1 protein-coding gene is annotated in these 1212 nt (G+C 60.0%); it reads right to left on the reverse strand.

Annotated elements, in window-relative coordinates; genetic code table 11:
• Positions 1–159 precede the first annotated feature (159 nt).
• The gene (locus SB822_RS54560) at positions 160–1134 is read right to left on the reverse strand and encodes an IS5 family transposase (protein WP_410858781.1); all 975 of its coding nucleotides are present in this window, start codon (positions 1132–1134) and stop codon (positions 160–162) included.
• Between the last annotated feature and the right edge of the window lie 78 nt (positions 1135–1212).

Raw genomic sequence — 1212 nt, forward strand, 5'->3', positions numbered from 1 at the left:
TAAGGCAACACTGATCAAGCCCGGTAAACACGCCTGAGTTGCGACCAGGACATGTGTAAACTTCCGAGATCGGTCACGACAGCTGTGAAAGTGGGCATTCCAGCTGATGTTGGGCCCCTTGAGGGGCTCTGCACGGGTTTTTCGCCCGTCGTCGGCCCTTTACGGGCGCACCTGTGCCGTCGAACGATCTCGCCACATGTAGAGATTGGCCAGCGCAAGCGCGACGAAAGCGCGATTGGCGTTTTTCGCCAGACCGCGGTAGCGAACCTTCGTGAAGCCCCACAGCCGCTTCACGACCGCGAACACGTGCTCCACCCGGGCGCGGATCTTCGACTTGTTGCGGTTCTTGCGCCGCGCCACTTCGTCGACGATGTCCTTGCGGCGCGTGCGCTTGTTGGTGAAGTCACGCGCCTTCGGTGCCTTGCCATGGATCAGCGCTTTCTGGCTCGCGTACGCACTATCGCCGTACACGCGTTGCTCCTCACCGTGCAGCAGTTGTGGCAGCGGATGCTTGTCATGCACATTCGCGGCCGTCACGACCGCGCTATGCGCCAGCCCGCTCTGACTGTCCACGCCGATATGGAGCTTCATGCCGAAATACCACTGCTGGCCCTTGCGAGTCTGATGCATCTCAGGATCCCGGGCCTTCTCCTTGTTCTTGGTCGACGAGGGTGCGCCGATCAGGGTGGCGTCTACAATCGTGCCGCTCTTGAGCTTCGCTCCCCGCTCCTGCAACACAAGGCCTACCTCCGAGAAAATCCGCTCGCCGAGCTTGTGTTCTTCCAGCAGGTGCCGGAATTTGAGCATCGTCGTGGCGTCCGGCACCGTCTCGCTGCCAAGGTCAACGCCAACGAAACGGCGCAGGCTGAGACTGTCGTACAGCGCCTCTTCGCATGCAAGGTCGGCAAGATTGAACCAGTGCTGCACAAAATGAATCCGCAACATGCGCTCCAGCGCAATCGGCGGGCGACCATTGCCGCGTTTGGGATAAAACGGCTCCACCACTGCACACAGCTGCGCCCACGGCACGATCGCGTTCATCTCGTCGAGAAACGCTTCGCGTCGCGTAGGTTTGCGCTGCGCCCCAAATCCCGCGCATTGATCGACAGCCATCGCCAGTGTCAGTTGCTTCATCGCGTTTTTACTTTCGCCGTTGCATGTCCACGCTATAACGCATGACAGTCATGAACGGTGGACTTGATCAGCATTGCC

This window comes from Paraburkholderia sp. SIMBA_054 (assembly GCF_046534875.1).
GTDB lineage: Bacteria > Pseudomonadota > Gammaproteobacteria > Burkholderiales > Burkholderiaceae > Paraburkholderia > Paraburkholderia hospita.

Bases quoted from the DNA above. Each gene is read 5' to 3' on its own strand.
- SB822_RS54560 (WP_410858781.1), bottom strand. From the start codon at position 1,134: ATGAAGCAACTGACACTGGCGATGGCTGTCGATCAATGCGCGGGATTT.